The sequence below is a fragment of the Sphingobacterium haloxyli genome, from assembly GCF_002980525.1.
Lineage (GTDB): Bacteria > Bacteroidota > Bacteroidia > Sphingobacteriales > Sphingobacteriaceae > Sphingobacterium > Sphingobacterium haloxyli.
Map to the genome: position 1 here is coordinate 173,306 of NZ_PVBQ01000007.1, position 24,732 is coordinate 198,037.

Sequence of the window (24,732 nt, forward strand, 5' to 3'; positions counted from 1 at the left end):
TTTTTTAACCCCAAATTATGAAACATTTAAACTTCATAAAACCCTATGTATTTAGGATAAGTTGTTTGCTTTTCATGCTTGTACAGGTGATAGCCGTCCAGGGGCAGTCGCCCGTAAGTGGAATTGTGCTAGACGATCAAAAGACCCCCCTCACGGGCGTCACGGTAAAGACGAGAGGAGGGGCGCAGGTTGTCTCGACCGATGAGAAAGGCGCATTCGAGCTAAGCGGGGAAAAGTATCCTGTTGTGCTGGAGCTTAGCTACATCGGGTACGAAACGACCTCGGTATCCGTATCATCCGATCAACCTATTACGGTAACGATGACTTCCGGTGGATCAAAATTGGATGAGGTAGTGGTTGTAGCTTATGGCACGCAAAAAAGACGAAACATCGTAGGTTCTGTCGCGCAGATAGGAGGAGAAGAACTCAGCAAAGCACCTACGATGAACATAACGAACTCCTTGGCAGGACGAATACCTGGGTTAACCACATTACAGCAGTCCGGCCGCCCCGGGGCGGATGACGCGACACTACGGATTAGAGGTGTTTCGACTTACGGCAATGCCGCACCCCTAATTATTATTGATGGCGTGGAACGGGCGTCGTTCAGTTATTTGGATCCGACAGAAATAGAGAGCTTAAGTTTCTTGAAAGACGCTATATCGACGGCTCCTTATGGCGTGCGTGGTTCCAACGGAATCATTATGATTACCACAAAAAAAGGACAGCAAGGCAAGCCCAAATTCTCTTATAATGCGGCGGTGAATATCGGACAGAATACACGTTTTCCTGAGTTCTTAAATGGTCCGGATTATATGGAATGGTATAACAAAGGAGTCGAGGTAGATAATGACTATCTTACACACACCGGGGCGAGTGCACAGCCGATATTGTATGACCCGGCCCTGATCGAAGCGGTACGCAACGGTACCAATACGAATCCTTTATTTGGTGATACAGATTGGATCGGGATGTTGGTTGGCAGAAACAGCGTGTCCCAAAACCATAGTTTGACCATGAACGGCGGAACGGAGCGCTTAAGTTATTTCGGTGCCGTATCGCACATGCATCAAGATGGAGTTGTAGAAAACACCAACTTTAAACGTTATAACGTGCGTTCCAATGTAGACGCTAAAATTAATGAATATATAACGGCTGGAATTAATATCGGACTCCGCCAGGAACTGACTAATACACCGGGTATTGCACCAGATAATACCGCTTATATGAATCCGTTTTACCAAGCGGTCCGTATGTTGCCCAATATGCCGATGTATGCCGAAAACGGATTGCCCGTTAGTTATAATTCCAATGCAGGATGGGTAAACCCTATAGCGGCTGTCCAAAACTCAGGATACCAAAAATGGACTAGGAACATACTAGAAGGGACAGCAAATATCAATGTTAAGGTGCCTGGCGTACCTGGTCTGGAGGCACGCGTTATTACGTCCTTCGATTGGACAGGTCGGTCTACAAAGGGATGGTTGACGCCCTATGAAACGATGGGCCGTGCACGCGAACAGGTAACGGGAGATTTTACTCATCTAACCACGTTGCCTGGCATCACTAAGAATTCCGTTAGGCAAAGTTACCAGAATACCCAGCGCAAAACGTTCCAACCAGCGATACAATATAACAGGGTGTTCGGAGAGGATCATGCTGTAGGACTTTTAGCTGTATACGATTATTCTCGGTTAGAAGGATTTATATTTTCGGCAGGGGCGAGTAACCTACCCATAGACATCATCCAGGATATTGATTTTGGAAGTGCGGAAGATGACGACCGTATCGCTCCTACCGGGGGTACAAACACACCGGAGTCCAAAGCAGGTTATGTTTTCCGTGGCACGTATGCGTACAAAGACCGCTATTTATTGGAAGTTGCTTCTCGCTGGGATGCCTCCGTCTGGTTTGCTCCACATAACCGCTGGGATATTTTCCCAAGCATCGGACTGGGGTGGATTGCCAGTGATGAACAGTTTTTTAAGGATAATATCTCGTTTGTTGATTTCTTAAAGATCAAAGGGTCTTACGGTAAAACAGGTAACGATCAGGTCGGTAATGCGCGGTTCGCATATCTAGCTACGTTGTCGTTAAATGATCGTCCCGTCGTCGTGATGGATGGACAACCCGTCAAGGCACTTTATACCAATGCGATCGCAAATCCTGACGTCAGATGGGAAACGACGTACACCCGGAGTGTGGGATTTGAGTCCATATTCATGAACGGAAAACTTGGGTTGGATTTTGAATGGTATTACAAGCTCACAAAGGATATACTAGGACAGGTGGGTAATTTATACCCGCCGTCTGTAGGAGGGTATTTCCCCGCTATAGCAAATATTGGAGAAGCGGATAACCGTGGTTTCGATGCGCAATTACGCTATAACGAACGTTTTGGCGATTTTCAATTACGGTTGACGGGAAATATCAATTGGGCGCGCAACCGTTACCTAAAGTTAAATGAAGGCGATAATATTCCGTCTTGGCAGAGTTTGATTGGAAAACCGATCGGTACGAAGATCGGTTTCGTAGTGGATGGCATGGTACAGAGCTGGGAGGAGGCGGCAGATACGCCGTCGCCGTCGGGCGGAGTTGTAGCTCCTGGTTTCTTTAAATATCGTGATTTAAACGGTGACGGCCGTATCACGAGAAATGATGATATGACTTATATAGGACGGCCAAATATGCCAGAATTAATGTATGGATTGAACATCGATTTGGCATATAAAGGATTTGATCTTTCCGCCCTATTACAGGGAGCTGGATTATCTAGCGTTAATTTAGCTGGAACTTATGAAGGATCAAGTGGTACCAGTGGAGTTGACGACAATACGCCATTTACACGCACATTCTATGGTTACGGAAACTCACCCTACTTCTTAGTCGAAAATGCGTGGAGACCGGATAATCCAGATGCTGAATTTCCAAGGCTGACCGCCTATAAAGCACAATTGTCTGCTCACAACGCTCATAAAAACTCCGGGTGGGAGCGTAAAGGGGATTATTTAAGGTTGAAGTCTGTGCAGATAGGGTATACCTTGCCCCAAAGATGGATTGCGGACGCCAAATTACAGCAGGTACGTTTCTATGCAACCGGATCAAACTTAATGACGTTTGATTACCTGAAATACCTAGATCCTGAAATGCCTAACGTAAATAATGGGTTCTATCCTCAGCAGCGAATTTATGCTTTTGGTGTGAATGTTACCTTTTAAGGACTATTTAAAACCATGAGAACAATGAAAAAGATAAAAGAAATAAAAAGATGGATCGCTGGAGCTATGGTGATGTCGACAGTCGTCGTATTCCAGGGGTGTAAAATCGATATACCTCTGCAAGATCGATATACAGAAGAAGCTGTGTGGAATGATCCTAAGTCAGCAGAACTGTATGTCAGCGGATTATATGCGGAGTTTAAGAAATTTCAGTTCGGCTTGTTTCCGAATTTGGGTTACGATAACGCAACGGACGCATTGTCAGATATTATGAAATATACAGCTACGACAGCGGGAAACGGTACGGTGAATATCTTGGTGTCAAATGCTAACCAATTTAACGCAGGAAGTGTAGGGCTTAACTATTGGGGGGCAGGGTATGAGCGTATCCGACGAGTGAATGAATTTTTACATGGGCTGGAAACGAAGTCGACGCTGAGTGACGAACAAAAATTGACGTATGAGGCTGAAGCTCGTTTCATTAGAGGTTATGTTTACTTTTGGTTAACGCGAATCCATGGTAGTGTTATCATTTATGAAAATCTAGAACAATATGCAACGAAAGATCGCCCTCGCTCGAGTGAAGATGATTGTTGGAATTATATTGCACAGGATTTTGCTTTCGCCGCTGAACACTTGGACAAGGCAAACCTCCCAGGGAAGGCGACAAAGGGGGCTGCGTACGGCATGCTTGCTCGTACCTGGCTTTATGCTGCATCTATAGCTGAAAATGATCGCAAGCGGTTTAATGACGATCCACTGACAGGGATCCCACAAGAAAAAGCTACTGCTTATTACCGCAATGCAATGGATGCGGCTAATACAGTAGTAGCGCTAGCCAATGAGGGATTGTATGACCTAGATGCGAATTTTGCTTCAATTTTTACAAATAAAAATACGAAAGAGGCTATTTTCAAGGTTGATTTTTCAGCTCCGCTGATTCGACATCAATATGATTTAGGGTTTGCGCCTCCGGGAGACGCACCTGGGAATACATTGGTATATGGTGTTCCTACTGCGGAGCTGGTTGATGAATTTGAAATGGCTGATGGAACAAAATTTTCTTGGTCTAATCCTACGCATAATGCTGACCCGTATGAAAACAGAGAGCCTAGATTTTACGCGACGGTACTATATCATGGAGCAAACTGGAAAGGAAGAACATTAAACCTTGCTGAATCCAACTCCGAAGGGTTCATAAAATATGGCTCTATGGGTGATCCGAAACGTACGGTTACCGGATATTACGCTAAAAAGATGCTTGATCCACAAAATACCGACTTTGTTGTCAATGGAAGTACACAGAGTTGGATTGAATTACGGTATGCGGAAGTGTTGTTGATTTTAGCGGAAGCACAAGCGGGAGCTAACCAGTTAACAGATGCCGTTTCGAACATCAATAAACTGCGTGGTGTGCGCGGGTTGCCTGACGCTTATGCCAATACCAAATCCGCTGTGATGGCATTGGTAGAGCACGAGCGTATGGTTGAACTGGCTTTTGAAGGACACCGTTTCTGGGATCTCAGAAGATGGCGGAAAGCCCATACAATACTGAATGGTGTCCAATTTACAGGGCATAAATACACCGGATTTAATTACGAAGTAGTACCTGCCGACAATACGGACCGTAGCTTTACCGGCGCATTGTATTATCTGCCTATTCCCGAAGCGGAGGTACAACGAAACAATGCATTGGATCAAATAAAGGGATGGTAATATTATTAACGGAATACAATGAAAAGATTTTATAAAACCTATATAGCGTTCTTGGTTTTTTTAGGCACGCTATGTACAATCTCTTGTCAGAAAGTTGAATATAGAGAAAGATATGAATTGAATGAAATCAGCGACATATATGCGACATATGAAGGAAAGGGTAGGACACGACTATTTGAAGCGAGGATTGTGGACGACAAAATTTATCTGGACATAGACTACTATCATCCAATAGATTCAGACAATGAAGTAGATCTGTCGAAGATATTGATCCGGGCGACTGTGCCGTCGGATGCACTTGTTTCACCATCGCTAAGTGACTTTTGGGATTTGACCTCTCCAAAGGAACTGACAGTAACATCGGGATCTGGTGAAAAAAAGACATATACTGTTATTGCAAACAAACAAGGTAGTACCGACGTTTCAAATGCTATCCTACGCTATAATGATGAAGGAGGCGACCCGCAAGAGGTTCAGGCGATTATCATTGGCAACAGAATCAATTTCTCTTTGGTTCCGGGGACGGTTTTGAATAATGCGAAACTCTCTTATGTAATCAATAGACATGCTTCTGGATCTCTTCCTAACGAAACCGATATAAATTTGGCAACTCCACAACCATTTGTAGTAACAGCTCCGGGAAATGCACAACGCGATTATACAATTCAAGTTATTGAGGCGGTAAAATTAGCCAAAGGCATCCGTCCGGGAAGTGCTAAAATCATGTTTGCTAAAAGATTGAAAAATGATTTAGGGATAGCTGTTGATGATGTAACGGGCGGTATAGCTGCTACAGGGCCTTATGTTGTATTGAATACAAGAGATCAAAATAGTATATATATCGATGCATTTACAGGCGCGAAAGTGGGGGAAATTGATTTGGGATCTATTCGAGGTGGTCTTCGAAATTTCTATACAACCGCGGATGATGCAGGAAATATCTTCGTGTGTAATCTCGTTCCGAATGACGGAGATACGTTTAATATATGGAAAATATCTTCGGTGACAGGCACGCCTCAGCCGTTTATCCAATGGAGTTCGGGAAGCACATCGTTTGGTCGTAAATTCTCCATTATCGGGGATGTCAATAGGAATGCTATCGTTACGGTTCCTGTTGTCGGTGTTTTGTCAAGCAGTTTTGCACGATGGCAGGTGGTAAATGGAAACCTCGTGTCTCAAACCCCAGAAATGGTGACAATTTCAGGATACTCCTGGAGTAACAATAATATCGACGTTATTTATACTTCGCCAACAGATGCAAGTAGTGACTACTATGCTATTGGATATTCCAATAATCGACTTGCCCGGGTCAATGGATCTACGAATACCATTATGGCGCAGTTGGATCAGCTAGAGGCTAATTTTATCGCAAATTCGGTAGACTATATCGAGTTTAACAACGCTAAGTTTGTCGCTTATAATCATGTAAACAGTTTTAATTGGGGTTCAGCTGACCAGGTATTCTTAATTGATACGGAAGGAGGTTTCTCCGGGAATCCATCGGCAAATACCACTCCGGGGCTTATTTGGGCACCGGATAAGGGAAAATACGGAGCGAATACGCTTGGTGCAAAGGCCAATGGAAACGGTACGGGGGATGTCGCCATGACCTTATCGGAGAATGGCTACTACCTATATCTATATTTTATGTTTACCAATGGGTATGTGGTAGGCGTGCAGTTTGATTGTGTGGATGTAGAGTAACAAAAGCGAACATTAATATTGAATCGGGCAATACGGGATTTCTCGTATTGCCTTTATAAAATAGCGTATGAATTATAAAATAATTGTCTTGGCGATAGTATTCTTTGCCTTGCACGCATGTAAGAAAGACAGTGGATCTACCCCAGATCCAAAAGATCCTGATATCGAAAACCCCGACGAAGAAGAAAATAAGAAGGAAGTATTGGTTTGGGTCGATGCAAACTCAAATGTGTTTGGAACTTATGGGAAATTTAGTCAAAAAGAGGGAATCATCGAGGTTCTGGATATATTGGAAGATGTGGGTGTGAACGGTCTCGTTGTCGATGTTAAAGGAAGCTCGGGTTATACGATGTATCCGAGTAATTATACAGGGGAAATGACGGAAAGAGATGGTAAGACGCGATTGAGCGACTATATCCCCTTTATGATCGCTGAAGCGAAAAAAAGAAATTTCAAAGTGTATTTGTCTATGGTAACTTTCGTAGATGGCGACCGAAGAGGATTTGGGTATGTTTTCGATAACCCGACTTACCGTAGCAAATATGAATCTATTGTTGTAAAGAATACTTCCGGCACCTTGGGACCCATTTCTGAAACGGGCAAAAACGTTTTTGTTAACCCTGCAGCACCTGAGGTACAGGAAAAGGCACTCAATATTATCAAAGAGATCGTAGGCAAGTTTGATCTGGACGGGATGATTCTCGACTATGGTCGGTACACGGATATTACGGCTGATTTTTCTGAATTGAGTAAGCAACAATTTATCTCTTTTTTAGAAACAAAGTATAACGACACCCAGGCAAAAAATATGAATTTCCCAACGGACATTGTTGCGTCGTGGAGAGAGAGCTCAAGCCAAATATTACCTTCTGTCACAGGTAAGTACTACAAGCAATGGCTTATCTATCGTACACAGGTAATAAAAGATTTTATAACAAAAGCTCGCGCTGCTGTAAAATCAATAAAACCTAACGTGGAATTTGGCGTATATGTTGGTGCGTGGTATACAACATATTATCAGGTTGGTGTGAACTGGGCGAGTGAAGAGTATGATCCTTTTCAGGATTTTGAAGTTCGTTTTGATTGGGCGTCACCTGGTTATGGGGCAACGGGTTATGCGGAAGAATTGGATATACTTATGACAGGTAATTATTTTACCCAAATTATGTTGGCTGATAATCCAGCAACAGCGGGCATGAAGTATCATTGGTGGAGTATAGAAGGATCTCTAAACGGGGCCAGTTATATTACGAAGGACAGGGTGCCGCTGTATGGGAGTATTGATGTAGGGAATGTCGCGTATGCAAATAAAGGTGAAATAACAAAAGCGGTTCGCTATATTTTAACTAAAACCAAAGGCAAAATCATGTTGTTCGATGTCGTGCACATGTATGCACCTCAATACAATCAATTGAAAGAGCCTCTTTTTGAAGCAATAAAAACAGGTATTGAAGATTAACTTATTTTTTATAAAACATGAAGCGTTTATTTAATTTTTTTCTTGCTGTTACGTCGTTCTTTTTTTCCTGTAATAGTGTCGATAGTGCATCAGATGGGAATACAGATTATTTTGTTCATCGAAATATCCTATGGTTTGATGCAACGGCGAATTTTGATCGTTTTTGTGAGAAGGACTCCATTTTATTTTATCTTCAAAAATCTAAAGAGGTAGGTGTAACAGACATCGTAGTTGACGTAAAACCTATTACCGGTGAGGTCCTATATCCAAGTAAAATAGCTCCGGTGATGAGTTCGTGGGGAGGAAGTGAAACGGTTAAAGATACCACATGGGATATGCTGAGCTATTTTATAGAGGAGGGGCATAAACTTGGTCTGAAGGTACACGCTTCGACAAATGTATTTGTCGCGGGACACAATTATTTTGACAGGGGTGTTGTATATGATGATCCATCAAAGGCTAAATGGCAGACATTATCCCACCTGCCGGAAGGCATGACGTTAATTTCGGAGCAAAAAAGCAAATATTCAACGATGCTGAACCCTGCATTACCAGAAGTACAGGAATACGAATTGTCCATTTTAAAAGAACTTGTTGGTATGTATCCTCGATTGGACGGTGTAATTCTGGACCGTGTCCGTTTTGACAACTTGAACGCTGATTTTTCAGAACAAAGTAAACGACTGTTCGAACAATATAGAGGGGGAAGCGTAGAAAATTTCCCTGCCGATATTTATACGTTTGGGGGCGCGGAACGACAAGATGGCCCGCTCTTTAAGAGCTGGCTGGAATGGAGGGCTAAAGTGATTCATGATTTTATCTATAAAGCCAGGGGGGAATTAAAAGCCATTCATCCGGATATTATCTTCGGGGATTATACAGGGTCATGGTATCCACTTTATTTTGATGTCGGCGTAAATTTCGCAAGCAAAGAATATGATCCGAGCGAAGAGTTTAATTGGGCTACTACCAAGTATAAAGAATATGGCTATGCAGAAGCTTTGGATTTGTTTACTACAGGCAATTATTATTTTGAAGTAGAGAAATCCGAACTACATGCGCAGACTGATACGACGGAAAAGACATTGGAATCGGGATTGGTGGTGAAGAAAGAAGATTGGTATACGGTAGAAGGGTCAGCAGAACTGGTCAATAAAGTCACTATGGGAAAAACACCAGTATATGCCGGCTTATATGTGGAGCAATACAAGGGACACCCGGATCAATTTATAAAAGCATTGAAAATGTGTCGTCAGAAATCACAAGGGTCCATGATATTCGATATTGTCCATATTATTAATTATGGATGGTGGGATCAGGTTAAAGAGGGTTTGAACAATTAAATTACAACAAATGAAAGCAAGTGTATTATTATTTCTGTTATCTGTTTTTATATGGAATTGCCCGGCGCAAAGTAAATCCGAAGTTATTTCAGCAACCTTAAGCTCGGCTAAGCAGGGGGATGTTGTGATTTTAGAAGATTTTTTAACGACGGACTTTCCAAAGATTGCTTATGATAAAGCGGTTATGCCGGGTCCGCAGTTTATGATATCCGATGATCCGGAGTACATTCGTATTCCCGAAGCTATTGTTATGCAGGAACGGGCAGATGCAGGCGCGGTGCGGTTATACGTATATAACGTCAATGGTGTAAAGGAGCCTGTGAAAATGCCGAGAAAAATATCGGCAGTAATAAAAAATATCGGTGAGGAGGATATGCATTTGAGAATGCTCCGGTATTCTTCACAAAAGCCTAGTATGAATTACTTTCAGATTGGAAAACAAGGGTTGTACGACTATTTTTCGTCGCGTGAAACGAATAATGTTCGGACGATCAAGCCGGGAGAGGTGATCGCTATAGACGAGCGATTGGAAAATCAGGTCGTAATGTACGACGAGTTGGTGCACGGTTTATATGAGTTTGTAATTGATCAGCCAGCATTGATCAGCGTGCTTCAAACGTCACCTGATAAAGAAGGTCCTAAGGCATTTCATGAGATAGATACCATTATACCATTTAGCCATGTTAATGCCGGTAGGGGAGTATTTCCGATAGCTAACTATAAGGTTACGAGCAAAGATACCATCGACACCAACGATGGCGTGTCACAGCTTATTGTAGCTGATGGGAACGACGATCCGTGGATTACGGGAACAATCGGAGAGAAAGCGGAACTTGCACGGAACGTGGGAAATTATGGCGTGTTATACCATACAAATATCAAATGGAAAAGCACTGGAGGAAAAGGTCTGGCTTTGATTACTTGGAACTGTAGGTCGGAAGATAGCCAATGGTGTGGCGGAATGGGATTAACAATGGAGATGTTTGATGAGTATATGAAGAAGAGCGTTGTTCAATATCCCTCCAATCAATTGGTAACAAAAGCGGCGCCAGAAGCTATCTTGATTGGGATTTATAAGCCGGATCTTTCGAAAGGTATTCAAGAGATAAATTTTACGTATTCACCTCCGGGGGCATCCTGCTTGCCAACTCCCTTGGTATTGGTTCCGATAGATTTATAGGACCGAATAGAAAGTTCGATGATCAAAAGAAACCATAGTATAGACTTATTGCGCGGGTTGGCAATCATGGGAATGGTTTTGGCTGCGGTGATTCCATGGACCTCAGCGTTTCCTGCGTGGATGTATCACGCCCAGGTTGGACCACCGGATTTCAAGTTCAACCCAGATAACCCCGGTATCACGTGGGTGGACCTTGTCTTTCCTTTCTTTCTATTTGCTATGGGAGCTGCTTTTCCGTTGGCATTGCGAAATAAACTGGTCCAAAAGCAATACGGCGTGATTACTTTTGGGTTGTTAAGACGGGGACTTTTGCTTGTTTTTTTTGCTATTACGTTGGCTTATCTTGCTCCCGATAATCTAACAGGACCCAAATGGTTGAACTACACGACCTCCTTGCTCACCTTTGTTGCTTTTTTCCTTGTATTCATGCGTTTTGAAGGAGGGAAGCTAAGAAGATATGGCTTGCAGCTGTTGGGTTTTCTGGTAATAGGATTACTGGTATGGTATCATAGCGAAATACTCGGAAACACATTTGACAGATTCAAAAGTAATATCATTATTCTGGTGTTGGCTAATATGGCAGTATTTGGGTCTGTATTTTGGTTACTGACTTCCGAAAGCTTTTTGTTACGCATAGCTGTACTCATTGCTTTTATGGGAGTATGGTTTACCAAAGACATTGTGGGAAGCTGGACACAATGTCTTTGGAACTTCCACCCTGATTTGCGGTGGTTCTACAGTTTTTCATTTATGAAATACCTCTGCATTGTATTACCGGGTTCGATATTGGGTGATCTGTTGGTACAGAACAAAGACGTGACCAATTTTCGGTATACGGATTCTGAACGAAGAAATGCGAGATGGTTAGCCGTGCTCGGTCTAACTTTTGTGGCTTTCCACGTAGCTACCCTGTATATGCGTCTGCTACAGCTAAATCTATGTGGGCATGTCATTTTTGGAATAGCTTTTTTTCTCTTTTTTACTAAAAACCATCAAGGGCAATTTGCATTCTACAAAGCGTTGGTTAGTTGGGGATTTGTTTTGGCGTCCATAGCCTTATTCTTTGAACCGTTGGATGGCGGGATTAAGAAAGACCCCTCGTCTTTTAGCTATTGGCTTTTAACAAGTGGGTTGGCTTTCTTTTTTTATATTGTCTGTGACTATTTGACAAAGAGTTTTCCTGAAAATTTTGTGGTGTCTTCGATCGTCAAAAATGGACAAAACCCAATGATTGCTTACTGCGTTTCCGCATTTTGCATTACACCCGTTTTAGGGCTATTGCATGTATTGCCTGTTGTTGATTCATTGTCTGTAAGTAGCCCCTATTTAGCGTTAGTGAAGACCGGTGTATATATGCTGTTGATGGTTTTGCTAACGAATTATGCCACAAATAAGAAGTGGTTTTGGCGATCATAAATTTTTAGATAATAGTGATGATAAAAATTAGACTTATAGTCCTGCTTATTATATCGGGAAGTTTACAAACATTAAAAGCGCAAGTAACCTCTGCAATTGATAGTAATTACATCTTTTCGGGTTATACCGAAAAACTGGCAGAATTCCGGAAGATGCCGGTTCTTCCAAATGCAATAATATTTATTGGGAATAGTCTTACCGACGCTGGTCGGTGGAACGATATTTTGCCGGAGTTACCCGTACTGAACCGAGGTATTAGCGGGGATATTTCTTACGGTGTATTGGCCAGATTGGACGAAATAACCAGACATCAACCCGAGAAAGTATTTCTGATGATTGGCGTAAATGATCTCAAGCGTGGTGTGCCAACAATGAATATTATAGAAAATTATGCCAGAATTATACGTAAGATTAAACAGCAAACACCCATAACGAAGATCTATCTGCATAGTGTATTACCTGTTAATCCGGATAAATTGGTAGCGTCGTTCAAGGCAGTGAAAAACGGTGATATCCAGCTATTGAATGAGGGTTTGAAACGTCTTTCTCAAACTCAAGACGGTGTATGCTTTATTGATCTACATACTATATTGGCCGATGGGCTGGGCAACCTTCGTGCTGAAATAACACCCGATGGTATACACTTGGAAGTAGTCGCGTATGTGGAACTGGTTGATTATTTGAAAAAAATAAAAGCATTGTAATCATGAAGAAAATCGCAATAATCGTCTTAGGAATGCTGGGAATTATACAGCTATATGCTCAGGATAGTACCTATAACAATTGGTATTATGAAGGGCGAGAAAAGCTGTATCAGGCATTGGAACAGAAAAAGTATGATGTCATTTTCTTCGGAAACAGCATAACCGAGAGGGGGCCCTGGCAAGAACTGATCGGCCGTCAATATAAGGTTGGAAACCGGGGGATAGGAGGAGATAACACATTTGGTATGAAAGCTCGTATTGCTGATGTCGTGAAGTCAAAACCAAAGAAAATCTTTTTGATGATGGGGATCAATGATGTGGGGCGCGGATTGCCTGTCGAATGGAGTTTGAGAAATTATGAAGCTATCATTAAGATAATCCAAAAGATAAGTCCTAAGACAAAAATATACGTCCAAAGCACTTTACCACTAAATGAATCGGTTTTGAAATATGATTATTTGTTAGGGAAAGAAAATCTAGTAAGAAATTTAAACGAGGGGATAGTGGCTTTAGCTCAAAAATATAGTTTAATCTATGTCGATGTTAAAGAGACTTTAGCTGATGGCTATGTGTTGAAAGCGGAATATACAATGGACGGCATTCACGTCAATACGGATGCCTATATCCGTTGGGTTGAATATTTAAAAGGAAAAAAATATTTATAGATGAAGATTACGGGTACTTTTTTAGATGAGATTAGTCATGATATACCTCATCAAAATTGGGGTAAAAAGGAATGGGATCGTGATTTTAGATACATGAAGGCTATAGGAATTGATACGGTTATTATGATCCGTAGTGGATACCGAAGATTTATTACCTATCCATCTTCGTGGCTACGCGATAATATAGGTTGTTATCATCCGCCAGTAGATCTAGTAGAGATGTTTCTACAACTGGCTGAAAGACATGGTATAAAATTCTTTTTTGGCCTTTACGATAGTGGTAAATATTGGGATACGGGAAATATGCAGTATGAAATAGATGCTAACCGCTTTGTAATCGACGAAGTGTGGCAGCGGTATGGTCATTACGCGAGTTTCGGAGGTTGGTATCTGAGCATGGAGATCAGTCGTCAAACCAAGGGGGCGTCCAGTGCCTTTCGTATTCTAGGTGAACAATGCAAAGCAGTGAGCAACAACTTGCCTACATTTATTTCCCCTTGGATCGATGGTAAAAAAGCGGTAATGGCAGCTTCTTCTGGTCTTGTCAAAGCAGATTTCGTATCTATACAGGAGCATGAGAGCGAATGGAATGAAATATTTCATGAGATACATAATGTTGTCGACGCGGTTGCGTTTCAGGATGGGCATATCGATTATCACGAACTGGATGACTTTTTTCTGGTCAACAAGAAACTCGCCGACAAATATAATATGCAGTGTTGGACTAATGCTGAATCTTTTGATCGGGATATGCCAATTAAGTTTTTGCCGATTAAATTCGAGAAACTTCGTTTGAAACTGGAAGCCGCTAGAAAAGCCGGATATGATAAGGCGATCACATTTGAGTTTTCTCATTTTATGAGTCCTCAGTCCGCCTATTTACAAGCAGGACATTTATACAATAGGTATAAGGAATATTTAGAAACATTGAAATAATTAGAGTAGAAATGAAAGGATTTGTTGAACGGTATAAAAAGGAGCTTTTGGAGAACGTTATGCCGTTTTGGGTAAAATATTCCAATGATAGGGAATATGGTGGTTTTTTAACTTGCTTAGATAGGGATGGGACAGTATTTGATACGGATAAATTCATGTGGTTACAAGGTAGACAGATTTGGACACTGTCGATGCTCTATCTTACCGTCGAACCAAATGAAACCTGGCGAGAAATGGCAGAACAAGGATCTGCGTTTATCTTAAAGAATGGACGGAACCAACAGGGTGATTGGTATTTTTCGCTCGATAGGGCAGGTCGTCCGCTGGTACAACCCTACAATATCTTTTCAGACTGTTTTGCCAGTATGGGGCTGGGGGCGCTTTACAAGATAACGGGAAAAGACGAACATGCACAAGTGGCATACGAAACATTTGACCGAATACTGGATCGTCGGGAGAACCCGAAAGATCAATATAATAAAATATATCCCGGTACCCGGGCTCTAAAAGGATTTGCATTACCGATGATCTTAAGCAATCTTTCCTTAGAGCTTGAACATATAGTAGGGACGAATACGGTGGAATCGCTGATAGATGAGATCATTCACGACATCATGGAAGTTTTTTATCAACCAGATACGGGGCTGATTATGGAAAATGTGAACGTAGATGGGTCGTTTTCCGATTCGTTTGAAGGGCGATTGGTGAACCCTGGTCATATTATAGAGGCGATGTGGTTTATGATGGATTTGGCAGAAAGACGTGGGGACAGTGCGCTTATGGTGAAGTGTGTTGAGATAGCACTCGGGGCATTAGCGTTTGGTTGGGATGATGAATTTGATGGCATAGTGTATTTTAAAGATATTCTGAATAAGCCTCTGCAACAATTGGAATGGGATCAAAAACTTTGGTGGGTACATCTCGAGGCATTGGTGTGCATGGCGAAAGGTTATGCATACACTGGTGATACGCGTTGTAAAGAGTGGTTTCAAAGGTTGGATACATATGCTTTCCGCCATTTTTCAGATCCGGAGTATGGTGAGTGGTATGGCTATTTAAATAGACAGGGGCAGCCATTGCTTAGCTTGAAAGGGGGGAAATGGAAAGGATGCTTCCATGTTCCAAGAGCTTTATTAAAGGTGTACTCGGCCCTTGAAACGCTGGAACGACAATCACTTTCGTTGTAAGGTTATTTCAAGACCTCTTCGCTTTTTGGTTAGACAGTGGTCGCACCTGCTTCGGACAATTACCGTGTTTTAATGATGTTTTACCGTGCATTTACCGAGGTCTACTCGGTAAATCCTTGGTTAATGAGCGAAGAAGTTCCGAAGCATCTCCGAATATGGCATTAAAAATGTTGGAGGAAACCCTAAACTAGAAAGCCTCACTAAGACTTAAATAGAATCCCGTCTGTCTTTTTTCGCCTGGGCGTTTTTCGCCTATGGCATAGTCCAAACGGACGCTACTGTTATGTTCTAAGCTAAAGAAGTATCTGATGCCCCCGCCAAAGCTCGGCACCAGCCGCAAATTGTGTTTTTGGGAAAATGTGCTGCCCGTCCCGCCAAATCCAACGATGCCCAGACGTGGCATAAACCGGTATCGGAATTCAAATTGTGCGGTAGCATAATTCTTGTCTTTGTATCGTCCTAAGTAATAACCACGCATGGTCATGTCGCCTCCTAAGTCACGATAAGCGTAAAAGGGGACATTTTCTCCGAAAGTACCTCGGTAAAGGGTTTGCGCAGCGAGCGTTATCTTTGGCGAAATTGCATGGAACCCTCTGATATCAACTTCCAACTGGCTACCCCTGAAATTATCTCCACCCCAAAAACGAGGGGCATAGGCATATTTTAGCCGAGAATAAATGCCCTTGGTCGTATAAGTGGTGTTATCTCGCGTGTCATATAGGGAAGATACGCCGAGAGCTAGGTATTGGCCTCCTGTCTTTCCTAATACATCGGGCTGTGCAAAAATGCCACCGGGCTCACGATCGTTGAACTTGAAATTTTCATATTCAACATTTACACCGGCGTACCATCTGGGAACAATTTTCTTCTCTATATCTATTTTTGCGCGGGCGAGTTGATGCTCCAAAAAATCTTCATCTGCCAACCAGGTGTCCGAGCCCAAACCGTAAAAGTTAAAGGGCCAGTCTCTATAGCGCAGTTCGGTTAAAATATGATAATCGTTGTCTTTTGTCCATATATCGGCTAGCAGTTTGATGTTTTTCTGTTTTTCAGTGGTAAGTGTCCCCATAAGCGTTATATTGGATGTGCGGCTGGCTGGGTCAGTTTTATCTAGGTAAAAATTATACGTTCCGGCGATACCGTACTCCACTCCGGTTTCCTGGGCGTAGCCCAGAGCGGGCAAAACAATCAAGCTAGCACTACGTGTAGAGTCACGTTCTGCAGCGAGAAACTTTTTTACCAGTTTTTTGATAAGTGTCTGTTCTTGTGCGTAAGTTGGTGAAAAAAAGGATATCGTTAACAACGAGCTCAGTAGCAATAGATTTCCGAAACGCCGATTTTGTTTGATGAACATAAGTATCTTCTTGAAAAATGCGGTGCAAGATGTAAATTATTTCCTTGCGTATCAAGTATATGATGTAACCGCCCATTTTTTTTTGTGAAATATTTTTGTAGTTTGGATGTAGTCGCTATCTTTGCCTCATCAAAATCAAATGAGGTAACGTTGTTTGAGGCTGATGATTAGCGTTCTTTAACACGATAAAAAAGTTTTTAAAAAACTTGCAAATATCAAAATTAAGTTGGATTTTTGCACTCGCTATCTGAAAAGGTAGGTGTTCTTTGGAGAGTTTTTAAAAAAATAGATATTGCCTCTTTAGCTCAGCTGGTAGAGCAACTGACTTGTAATCAGTAGGTCATTGGTTCGATCCCGATAAGAGGCTCTAAATGCAATTAACTTGCAGGTTTGGAGGGGTTCCAGAGCGGTCAAATGGGACGGACTGTAAATCCGTTGCTTCGGCTTCGAAGGTTCGAATCCTTCTCCCTCCACCACCCGATTTTAGATGTGCAGCATGTCGATTTGAAATTTTAATCCAAATCGATTGATCTAGAATCAATCAGCGGAAGTAGCTCAATTGGTAGAGCGATAGCCTTCCAAGCTATAGGTTGCGGGTTCGAGGCCCGTCTTCCGCTCTTTTTTTAACATTTGATTTAAGTCTCTGTCTTTATTGATGAATTTTTCTGATAAGGTAGAGGCTATCATCTGTAGATAGGCTTTTGGTAAGCCGAAGTAGCTCAGGGGTAGAGCACTTCCTTGGTAAGGAAGAGGTCGTGGGTTCAAATCCCATCTTTGGCTCAAAAAATATGGAAGTTTATTACTTTTGTAAAGGATTTAATAAAGAAACATTTTATAATTACTAATTCGCATAAACATGGCAAAAGAGAAATTTGACCGGAGTAAGCCGCACTTAAATATCGGTACAATCGGTCACGTTGACCACGGTAAAACAACTACTACAGCTGCTATCACTAAAGTATTGGCTGACAAAGGTTTTTCAGAAGCTCGTTCATTTGATTCAATTGACTCTGCTCCTGAAGAAAAAGAGCGTGGTATTACAATTAATACAGCGCACGTAGAATACCAAACAGCGAACCGTCATTATGCGCACGTTGACTGTCCAGGTCACGCTGACTATGTAAAAAACATGGTTACTGGTGCTGCACAGATGGATGGTGCTATCATCGTAGTTGCTGCGACTGATGGTCCTATGCCTCAAACTCGTGAGCACATCTTGTTGGCTCGTCAGGTAGGTGTTCCTGCGTTAGTAGTGTTCTTGAACAAAGTTGACTTGGTTGACGACGAAGAGTTATTAGAACTTGTAGAAATGGAAGTTCGTGAACTATTGTCGTTCTACGAATTCCCAGGTGATGATATCCCTGTAGTCAAAGGCTCGGCTCTAGGTGCATTGAATGGCGAAGAGCAATGGGTTGAAAAAATCATGGAACTAATGGACGCTGTAGATAACTACATTCCAATTCCTCCACGTTTGACTGAGCTTCCTTTCTTGATGCCAATCGAAGACGTATTCTCTATCACTGGTCGTGGTACAGTTGCTACAGGTCGTATCGAAAGAGGTGTAATCAACTCTGGTGATCCTGTTGATATTTTAGGAATGGGTGCTGAGAACTTGAAATCTACTGTAACTGGGGTAGAAATGTTCCGTAAGATTTTGGATTATGGTGAAGCTGGAGACAACGTAGGTTTATTGTTACGTGGTATTGAGAAAACTGATATCCGTCGTGGTATGGTAATCTGTAAGCCAGGTACAGTAACTCCTCATACAGACTTTAAAGCTGAGGTATATGTATTGTCAAAAGCTGAAGGTGGTCGTCATACGCCATTCTTCAACAAATACCGTCCTCAATTCTATTTCCGTACAACGGACGTAACGGGAGAGATCGCGTTACCAGAAGGTACTGAAATGGTTATGCCTGGTGATAACGTAACAATCACAGTAAAGTTGATTAACGCAATCGCTATGGAAAAAGGTCTACGTTTCGCAATCCGTGAAGGTGGTCGTACGGTAGGTGCTGGTCAGGTAACTGAAATCTTAGCATAATCTTTAAGATTATCCTAGTATAACAAAACAAGCTAATTGGCTGATGCTGGTTAGCTTGTTTTTTTTCTGGTTATCCACTGCGGCACATAAGTAGAAAAAAAGTAAATAATATTTGCGCTAATAGCGTTGAAACACTATATTTGCGTCATCAAAAAAACCAAGGGATATAGTATAATGGTTAGTATAGCGGTCTCCAAAACCGTTGGTCTGGGTTCGAATCCTGGTATCCCTGCTAAAATAATTTAGGTAAACTAAAAATGGCTAAAGTACTTGATTTTTTAAAAAGCTCCTATGTCGAGGTTACAGAGAAGGTAACTTGGCCTACTTGGGCGCAATTACAAAACTCGGCGGTAGTGGTACTTGTAGCGTCTGTCATTATTGCTTTGTTGATATTTGTGATGGATAAAGCTTCAAGTAATCTATTGGAGTTGTTGTACGGAATTACTTCCTAAATTTATCATTAAAAATTTTATGGCAGATCAATCGTTAAAATGGTATGTAGTTCGTGCCGTTAGTGGAAAAGAGAAGAAAGTGAAGCAATATGTGGAGGCAGAAGTTGGTCGTTTGGGTATCCAACATCTGGTACCCCAGGTATTGATTCCTATGGAAAAATATTACCAGATGCGTGATGGGAAGAAAGTTGCAAAAGAACGTAACTACTATCCCGGATATGTTTTGATCGAAGCTGCATTGGATGGAGAGATTGAGCACGCAATTAAGAATTTAAATAGTGTGATCGGATTTCTAGGGGATAAAGAAGGTAACGCTATCCCTTTACGTCCTGCTGAAGTTAACCGGATTTTAGGAAAAGTAGACGAAATGGCGGAGCAGGGCGAAAGCATGAATGTTCCGTATTACGTAGGCGAAACGGTGAAGGTGAATGACGGACCGTTTAATGGCTTTACCGGAGAAATAGAAGAGGTGCACGAAGATAAGAAGAAATTGACTGTGATGGTGAAGGTTTTCGGACGGAAGACTCCACTGGAGTTAAATTATATGCAGGTAGAGAAAGAATAGAGGAAACTACTATAATAAGTAAAAACGAGGGGCCGCTAATCGAGCCCCTCGTTTTTATTTATTTGAGATCAAACCGGTCTAAATTCATTACTTTATTCCATGCAGCAACAAAATCATGAATAAACTTGGTTTGTGCGTCAGCAGCTGCATATACCTCAGCGATTGCTCTTAGTTCTGAATTCGATCCAAATACCAGATCCGCCCGTGTAGCCGTCCACTTGAGATCTTTGCTTTTACGATCGTAGCCCTCATAAACTTCTTTTTCCTCGGACTGTGCTTTCCATTGGATGCTCATGTCTAAGAGATTAATAAAGAAGTCGTTGGTTAGTACGCCTGGCCGGGTTGTGAATACACCATGTTTGGTGTTTTCGTAATTCGTTCCTAGCACACGTAACCCACCAATTAGGACGGTCAGTTCAGGGGCGGTTAATGTTAGCAATTGCGCCTTGTCAATCAAGAAAGCTTCTGTAGGTGTAGCATATTTCGTTTTTAGATAGTTGCGGAATCCGTCAGCCTTGGGCTCAAGATACTCGAACGACTCTACATCTGTTTGTTCCTGTGTTGCATCTGTTCGGCCCGGCGAAAAGGGGACGGTAATAGGAACTCCTGCTTCTTGTGCGGATTTTTCGATGGCGGCGTTTCCCGCTAGTACGATTAAGTCCGCAATTGATACCTTTTTGCTGCCGTTTTGTCTGTTATTAAACGCCACCTGGATGCGTTCCAATACCTCCAGCACTTTAGCTAATTGTGTCGGATTATTTACTTCCCAGTTTTTTTGTGGAGCCAGCCGAATGCGGGCGCCATTGGCTCCGCCTCGTTTATCACCACCCCGAAAGGTAGAGGCAGAAGCCCATGCGGTTGAGACCAATTCAGAAGTACTAAGACCAGAGTCTAGGATTTGGGATTTCAATGCCGATGCATCTTCTTCATTAATGAGCTCATGATCAACTTCGGGAACGGGGTCTTGCCAGATCAGGATTTCCGCTGGTACTTCGGGGCCTAGATAACGGGATCGTGGTCCCATGTCTCGGTGCGTCAGCTTAAACCACGCACGTGCAAATGCGTCCGCGAAATGGTCTGGATTTTCTAAAAATCGTCGAGCTATCTTTTCGTATTCGGGGTCAAAACGTAAGGCAAGGTCTGTTGTTAGCATAGCAGGGGCATGCTTCTTATTTGGGTCATGCGCATCCGGTACTGTATTTGACCCCATGCCGTGCTTCGGTGTCCATTGGTGTGCTCCTGCGGGACTTTTCGTCAACTCCCATTCATAACCAAATAGGTTCCATAAAAAGTTATTTGTCCATTTTGTTGGCGACGACGTCCAAGTTACTTCGAGTCCGCTGGTAATTGTATCTCTGCCTTTACCTGTGCCGTAACTGTTGTTCCAGCCTAGTCCTTGGGATTCCAAATCGGCTGCTTCGGGTTCCGTACCGACGTGATCCGCCGATGCAGCCCCATGGGTTTTTCCGAAGGTATGTCCACCGGCAATCAGTGCGACGGTTTCTTCATCATTCATCGCCATCCGTTTGAAGGTGTCGCGAATGTCGTAAGCAGCAGCGACCGGGTCTGGATTGCCATCGGGCCCTTCAGGATTTACGTAAATGAGTCCCATCTGTACGGCTGCAAGTGGATTTTCGAGATTGCGACTGTGGATTTTCCCGTCCGCGTCATCGTCAGATACGAGTACGCCGTGGTCTTTCTCTACACCTTCAGAGCCACGTGCATAACGATCGTCGCCACCTAACCAGGTCGTCTCCTTGCCCCAATAAACGTCCTCGTCCGCTTCCCATACATCCTCACGTCCACCTGCAAATCCAAATGTTTTGAAGCCCATTGACTCTAAAGCAACGTTTCCTGTGAGAATTAGCAGATCTGCCCACGAAATCTTATTGCCGTATTTTTGTTTAATTGGCCAAAGTAGCCTGCGTGCTTTATCCAAGCTTACATTGTCAGGCCAGCTGTTTAACGGTGCAAAACGCTGCTGTCCTCTACCGCCACCACCACGGCCGTCCTGGATACGGTACGTGCCGGCGCTGTGCCAGGCCATACGGACGAAAAGCGGACCATAATGTCCAAAGTCCGCCGGCCACCACTCCTGAGAGTCTGTCATAAGGGTATGGAGATCTTTTTTTAATCCCTCGTAGTCCAAACTTTTGAATGCCTCGGCGTAATTAAAATCGCTGTCCATCGGGTTTGTTAAGCGCGAGTGCTGACGTAAAAGATTGGTTTTTAGCCTGCTTGGCCACCAGTCACTGTTTTTGGTGCCATCGCCTCCTGTAGGGACTGCTTTTTTTTCGTGATGTTGCCCTCCATTATGGAAAGGACATTTACTAATGTCATTGCTGTTGTTTTCCATTTTGTATTTATTGATTTAGTTTATTTGTCATTGCTATTTTAATAAGGGGTCTTCGTAACCAAAGATACGTTAACATAGAGATTAGTTCGTATCGATAATCTCGATGGTATATCGGTTTTGTTTATTAAATTTTCTTCTATGTTTTTTATTTCCAAAATGTTTATTATCTTTGCACCTCGTTTGATTATATACTGCTTTTATTATATAGTCTACGAAAGATAATAAATGTTACGTTATAATGCTTCCACCTTACTAACAAACATTTAACAATTAAATTCAAAACAAAATGGCAAAAGAGGTCAGTGCGTTAGTAAAATTACAAGTAAAGGGCGGTGCTGCAAATCCATCTCCTCCTGTAGGACCTGCATTGGGTGCTAAAGGGGTGAACATCATGGACTTCTGTAAGCAATTTAACGCTCGTACGCAAGACAAACCAGGGCAAGTACTTCCTGTTGTCATTACAGTTTACAGCGACAAATCATTTGATTTTATCATCAAGACACCACCGGTAGCTGTTCAGTTAAAAGATGCAGCTAAACTGAAAAGTGGGTCGGGCGAGCCTAACCGTAAAAAAGTTGCTTCTATTACTTGGGAGCAGGTTGAGGTTATCGCTAAAGATAAAATGCCTGATTTGAATGCATTTACTGTAGAGTCTGCTATGAAAATGGTGGCTGGGACAGCACGTAGTATGGGCATTACCGTTTCTGGTAGCGCTCCTTGGAACAATTAATTTAACGAAATCAGTTTAAGAAAGTGGCTAGATTAACAAAAAATCAAAAAGCGGCACTATCCAAAATTGAAGCTGGTAAGGCGTACTCTTTAAAAGAAGCAGCCGCTTTGGTTAAAGAGATTACAGCGACGAAATTTGATGCTTCTGTGGATATCGACGTTCGTTTAGGCGTGGATCCTCGTAAAGCAAACCAAATGGTTCGTGGTATCGCTACGTTACCTCACGGGACAGGTAAGACTGTGCGTGTTTTAGTATTGTGTACTCCTGACAAGGAGGAAGAAGCTAAGGCTGCAGGCGCGGATTACGTAGGTCTCGATGAGTACATCAGCAAAATTGAAGGTGGTTGGACTGACGTTGATATCATTATTACTATGCCTAGTGTTATGGCTAAAGTGGGTAAATTGGGACGTATTTTGGGTCCAAGAAACTTGATGCCTAACCCTAAAACTGGAACAGTGACTACGGACGTAGGTAAAGCTGTAACGGAAGTGAAAGGTGGTAAAATTGATTTCAAAGTCGACAAGACAGGTATCATCCATACTTCAGTGGGTAAAGTGTCGTTCGAAGCAGATAAGATTTATGACAATGCGTTAGAGGTGTTACAAACACTCGCACGTCTTAAACCTTCCGCTGCTAAGGGAACATACTTCAAAAGTATTCACATCTCTTCAACCATGAGTCCTGGTATTCATGTGGAGACTAAATCAGTAGCAGGAATTTAATCATGAGAAAAGAAGAAAAACAAGCAATTGTTCAAGCTTTGGCCGAACAGATTAAATCTTACGGTAATTTCTACATTACTGATACTGCTGATTTAACTGTTGAAAAAGTAAATAACATCCGCCGTAAATGTTTTGAGCAGGGTATTACGATTCAAGTAGCAAAGAACTCCTTGATTGAAAAAGCCCTTATCGAAGCAGGAATCGATTCAGAAGAATTGCGTAGCGTGCTTAAAGGTGCTTCTACAATGATGTTCTCTGAAACCGGAAACGGCCCGGCGAAATTGATCAAACAATTACGTAAGGAAGGTGACAAGCCCGTTCTAAAAGCGGCTTACATCCAAGAAACTGCGTTCGTAGGAGATAACCAACTAGAAGCACTAGTTAACCTTAAATCCAAGGACGAACTTATCGCAGACGTTATTGCTTTGCTTCAATCTCCTGCGAAGAATGTTATTTCCGCACTTCAATCAGGTGGAAATACAATTTCAGGTTTGGTAAAAGCTTTAGAAGAAAGAGGCTAACGGGCACCTCGTATAAAATGTTCGTGTATTTTTAATTAACAATTTTTATTAAGTACATTCAAAAATTCAAAATAAAATGGCAGATTTAAAACAACTTGCTGAACAGTTGGTTAACTTAACAGTAAAAGAAGTTAAAGAATTAGCTGATATCCTAAAAGACGAGTATGGTATCGAGCCTGCTGCTGCAGCTGTTGCAGTTGCTGGTCCTGCTGCTGGTGGCGAAGCTGCTGCTGCTGAAGAGAAAACTTCATTTGACGTTATCTTGAAAGAAGCTGGTGGTCAGAAATTAGCAGTAGTTAAATTGGTTAAAGACTTAGCTGGTTTAGGATTGAAAGAAGCTAAAGATTTAGTGGACGGTGCTCCTAAGGAATTGAAAACAGGTGTTTCAAAAGACGAAGCTGAAGCTTTGAAAAAACAATTAGAAGAAGCTGGAGCTGTTGTTGAGATCAAATAATCTCAG

The 24,732-nt window shown here is 42.3% G+C and carries 20 protein-coding genes and 5 tRNA genes; 23 read left to right on the forward strand and 2 right to left on the reverse strand.

The window, feature by feature from the left end:
- Positions 1-17 precede the first annotated feature (17 nt).
- The 11 genes from C5745_RS11065 to C5745_RS11115 all read left to right on the forward strand — a co-directional run bounded on the left by C5745_RS11065 (position 18) and on the right by C5745_RS11115 (position 15,528).
- A complete protein-coding gene (locus tag C5745_RS11065; protein WP_105717064.1) occupies positions 18-3,218 on the forward strand; it encodes a SusC/RagA family TonB-linked outer membrane protein in 3,201 nt (1,066 codons plus the stop codon).
- A gap of 24 nt (positions 3,219-3,242) precedes the next feature.
- Positions 3,243-4,934: a RagB/SusD family nutrient uptake outer membrane protein gene (locus C5745_RS11070; RefSeq protein ID WP_165793074.1), complete on the forward strand. Its 1,692-nt coding sequence runs from the start codon at positions 3,243-3,245 to the stop codon at positions 4,932-4,934.
- An 18-nt stretch (positions 4,935-4,952) separates the two neighbouring features.
- Positions 4,953-6,638, forward strand: a complete 1,686-nt coding sequence (locus C5745_RS11075; RefSeq protein WP_105717066.1) for a DUF5018 domain-containing protein — start codon at positions 4,953-4,955, stop codon at positions 6,636-6,638.
- Between the two features lie 67 nt (positions 6,639-6,705).
- A complete protein-coding gene (locus tag C5745_RS11080) occupies positions 6,706-8,097 on the forward strand; it encodes a family 10 glycosylhydrolase (protein ID WP_105717067.1) in 1,392 nt (463 codons plus the stop codon).
- Between the two features lie 17 nt (positions 8,098-8,114).
- Positions 8,115-9,440, forward strand: a complete 1,326-nt coding sequence (locus C5745_RS11085; protein ID WP_105717068.1) for an alpha amylase family protein — start codon at positions 8,115-8,117, stop codon at positions 9,438-9,440.
- Positions 9,441-9,450: 10 nt separating this feature from the next.
- Entirely contained in the window at positions 9,451-10,620 is a 1,170-nt protein-coding gene (locus tag C5745_RS11090) for a copper amine oxidase (protein WP_105717069.1), read from the forward strand.
- A gap of 18 nt (positions 10,621-10,638) precedes the next feature.
- Positions 10,639-12,036: a DUF5009 domain-containing protein gene (locus C5745_RS11095; protein WP_105717070.1), complete on the forward strand. Its 1,398-nt coding sequence runs from the start codon at positions 10,639-10,641 to the stop codon at positions 12,034-12,036.
- Positions 12,037-12,053: 17 nt separating this feature from the next.
- Complete coding sequence (locus C5745_RS11100; protein WP_105717071.1) at positions 12,054-12,740, forward strand: GDSL-type esterase/lipase family protein; 687 nt, start codon at positions 12,054-12,056, stop codon at positions 12,738-12,740.
- A 2-nt stretch (positions 12,741-12,742) separates the two neighbouring features.
- A complete protein-coding gene (locus C5745_RS11105) occupies positions 12,743-13,405 on the forward strand; it encodes a GDSL-type esterase/lipase family protein (RefSeq protein ID WP_243403320.1) in 663 nt (220 codons plus the stop codon).
- Positions 13,406-14,341 (forward strand): DUF4434 domain-containing protein, encoded by a 936-nt coding sequence (locus tag C5745_RS11110; RefSeq protein WP_105717072.1) that lies wholly within the window; start codon positions 13,406-13,408, stop codon positions 14,339-14,341.
- Positions 14,342-14,352: 11 nt separating this feature from the next.
- A complete protein-coding gene (locus tag C5745_RS11115) occupies positions 14,353-15,528 on the forward strand; it encodes an AGE family epimerase/isomerase (protein ID WP_105717073.1) in 1,176 nt (391 codons plus the stop codon).
- A gap of 187 nt (positions 15,529-15,715) precedes the next feature.
- On the opposite strand, the gene C5745_RS11120 is transcribed toward C5745_RS11115, so the two are convergent.
- On the reverse strand, positions 15,716-16,882 hold the full coding sequence (locus tag C5745_RS11120) for a BamA/TamA family outer membrane protein (protein WP_105717074.1): 1,167 nt from the start codon (positions 16,880-16,882) through the stop codon (positions 15,716-15,718).
- Positions 16,883-17,176: 294 nt separating this feature from the next.
- Between C5745_RS11120 and C5745_RS11125 the strand changes: the two genes are divergently transcribed.
- The 8 genes from C5745_RS11125 to nusG all read left to right on the forward strand — a co-directional run bounded on the left by C5745_RS11125 (position 17,177) and on the right by nusG (position 19,943).
- Positions 17,177-17,249, forward strand: a tRNA-Thr gene (locus C5745_RS11125).
- Between the two features lie 25 nt (positions 17,250-17,274).
- Positions 17,275-17,358: transfer RNA gene (locus tag C5745_RS11130), tRNA-Tyr, on the forward strand.
- 68 nt (positions 17,359-17,426) lie between these two features.
- A tRNA-Gly gene (locus tag C5745_RS11135) sits at positions 17,427-17,499 on the forward strand.
- Positions 17,500-17,590: 91 nt separating this feature from the next.
- Positions 17,591-17,662: transfer RNA gene (locus C5745_RS11140), tRNA-Thr, on the forward strand.
- Positions 17,663-17,738: 76 nt separating this feature from the next.
- Entirely contained in the window at positions 17,739-18,926 is a 1,188-nt protein-coding gene (gene tuf, locus C5745_RS11145) for an elongation factor Tu (protein WP_105717075.1), read from the forward strand.
- A 160-nt stretch (positions 18,927-19,086) separates the two neighbouring features.
- A tRNA-Trp gene (locus C5745_RS11150) sits at positions 19,087-19,158 on the forward strand.
- Positions 19,159-19,183: 25 nt separating this feature from the next.
- Positions 19,184-19,378 (forward strand): preprotein translocase subunit SecE, encoded by a 195-nt coding sequence (gene secE, locus C5745_RS11155; RefSeq protein ID WP_105717076.1) that lies wholly within the window; start codon positions 19,184-19,186, stop codon positions 19,376-19,378.
- A gap of 19 nt (positions 19,379-19,397) precedes the next feature.
- Positions 19,398-19,943, forward strand: coding sequence for a transcription termination/antitermination protein NusG (gene nusG / locus C5745_RS11160; RefSeq protein WP_105717077.1), 546 nt, complete (start codon positions 19,398-19,400; stop codon positions 19,941-19,943).
- Positions 19,944-20,001: 58 nt separating this feature from the next.
- Here the strand turns inward: nusG and katG are convergent, their stop codons facing one another.
- The gene (gene katG / locus C5745_RS11165; protein WP_105717078.1) at positions 20,002-22,299 is read right to left on the reverse strand and encodes a catalase/peroxidase HPI; all 2,298 of its coding nucleotides are present in this window, start codon (positions 22,297-22,299) and stop codon (positions 20,002-20,004) included.
- Positions 22,300-22,585: 286 nt separating this feature from the next.
- Between katG and rplK the strand changes: the two genes are divergently transcribed.
- The 4 genes from rplK (at position 22,586) to rplL (ending at position 24,726) form a co-directional block, all read left to right on the forward strand.
- Positions 22,586-23,029 (forward strand): 50S ribosomal protein L11, encoded by a 444-nt coding sequence (gene rplK / locus C5745_RS11170; RefSeq protein WP_105717079.1) that lies wholly within the window; start codon positions 22,586-22,588, stop codon positions 23,027-23,029.
- A 23-nt stretch (positions 23,030-23,052) separates the two neighbouring features.
- Positions 23,053-23,751: a 50S ribosomal protein L1 gene (gene rplA, locus C5745_RS11175; RefSeq protein ID WP_105717080.1), complete on the forward strand. Its 699-nt coding sequence runs from the start codon at positions 23,053-23,055 to the stop codon at positions 23,749-23,751.
- 2 nt (positions 23,752-23,753) lie between these two features.
- Positions 23,754-24,272, forward strand: coding sequence for a 50S ribosomal protein L10 (gene rplJ, locus C5745_RS11180; protein ID WP_105717081.1), 519 nt, complete (start codon positions 23,754-23,756; stop codon positions 24,270-24,272).
- A 76-nt stretch (positions 24,273-24,348) separates the two neighbouring features.
- Positions 24,349-24,726: a 50S ribosomal protein L7/L12 gene (gene rplL, locus C5745_RS11185; protein WP_105717082.1), complete on the forward strand. Its 378-nt coding sequence runs from the start codon at positions 24,349-24,351 to the stop codon at positions 24,724-24,726.
- The last annotated feature ends 6 nt before the right edge of the window (positions 24,727-24,732 follow it).

Excerpts from the sequence above, each read along its gene's own strand:
- C5745_RS11070 (WP_165793074.1), top strand. The coding sequence starts at position 3,243 with ATGAAAAAGATAAAAGAAATAAAAAGATGGATCGCTGGAGCTATGGTG.
- secE (WP_105717076.1), top strand. The coding sequence starts at position 19,184 with ATGGCTAAAGTACTTGATTTTTTAAAAAGCTCCTATGTCGAGGTTACA.
- C5745_RS11080 (WP_105717067.1), top strand. The coding sequence starts at position 6,706 with ATGAATTATAAAATAATTGTCTTGGCGATAGTATTCTTTGCCTTGCAC.
- nusG (WP_105717077.1), top strand. The coding sequence starts at position 19,398 with ATGGCAGATCAATCGTTAAAATGGTATGTAGTTCGTGCCGTTAGTGGA.
- katG (WP_105717078.1), bottom strand. The coding sequence starts at position 22,299 with ATGGAAAACAACAGCAATGACATTAGTAAATGTCCTTTCCATAATGGA.
- C5745_RS11085 (WP_105717068.1), top strand. The coding sequence starts at position 8,115 with ATGAAGCGTTTATTTAATTTTTTTCTTGCTGTTACGTCGTTCTTTTTT.
- C5745_RS11095 (WP_105717070.1), top strand. The coding sequence starts at position 10,639 with ATGATCAAAAGAAACCATAGTATAGACTTATTGCGCGGGTTGGCAATC.
- C5745_RS11075 (WP_105717066.1), top strand. The coding sequence starts at position 4,953 with ATGAAAAGATTTTATAAAACCTATATAGCGTTCTTGGTTTTTTTAGGC.
- rplK (WP_105717079.1), top strand. The coding sequence starts at position 22,586 with ATGGCAAAAGAGGTCAGTGCGTTAGTAAAATTACAAGTAAAGGGCGGT.
- rplL (WP_105717082.1), top strand. The coding sequence starts at position 24,349 with ATGGCAGATTTAAAACAACTTGCTGAACAGTTGGTTAACTTAACAGTA.
- C5745_RS11120 (WP_105717074.1), bottom strand. The coding sequence starts at position 16,882 with ATGTTCATCAAACAAAATCGGCGTTTCGGAAATCTATTGCTACTGAGC.
- C5745_RS11065 (WP_105717064.1), top strand. The coding sequence starts at position 18 with ATGAAACATTTAAACTTCATAAAACCCTATGTATTTAGGATAAGTTGT.
- C5745_RS11100 (WP_105717071.1), top strand. The coding sequence starts at position 12,054 with ATGATAAAAATTAGACTTATAGTCCTGCTTATTATATCGGGAAGTTTA.
- C5745_RS11110 (WP_105717072.1), top strand. The coding sequence starts at position 13,406 with ATGAAGATTACGGGTACTTTTTTAGATGAGATTAGTCATGATATACCT.
- tuf (WP_105717075.1), top strand. The coding sequence starts at position 17,739 with ATGGCAAAAGAGAAATTTGACCGGAGTAAGCCGCACTTAAATATCGGT.
- C5745_RS11115 (WP_105717073.1), top strand. The coding sequence starts at position 14,353 with ATGAAAGGATTTGTTGAACGGTATAAAAAGGAGCTTTTGGAGAACGTT.
- C5745_RS11090 (WP_105717069.1), top strand. The coding sequence starts at position 9,451 with ATGAAAGCAAGTGTATTATTATTTCTGTTATCTGTTTTTATATGGAAT.
- rplJ (WP_105717081.1), top strand. The coding sequence starts at position 23,754 with ATGAGAAAAGAAGAAAAACAAGCAATTGTTCAAGCTTTGGCCGAACAG.
- C5745_RS11105 (WP_243403320.1), top strand. The coding sequence starts at position 12,743 with ATGAAGAAAATCGCAATAATCGTCTTAGGAATGCTGGGAATTATACAG.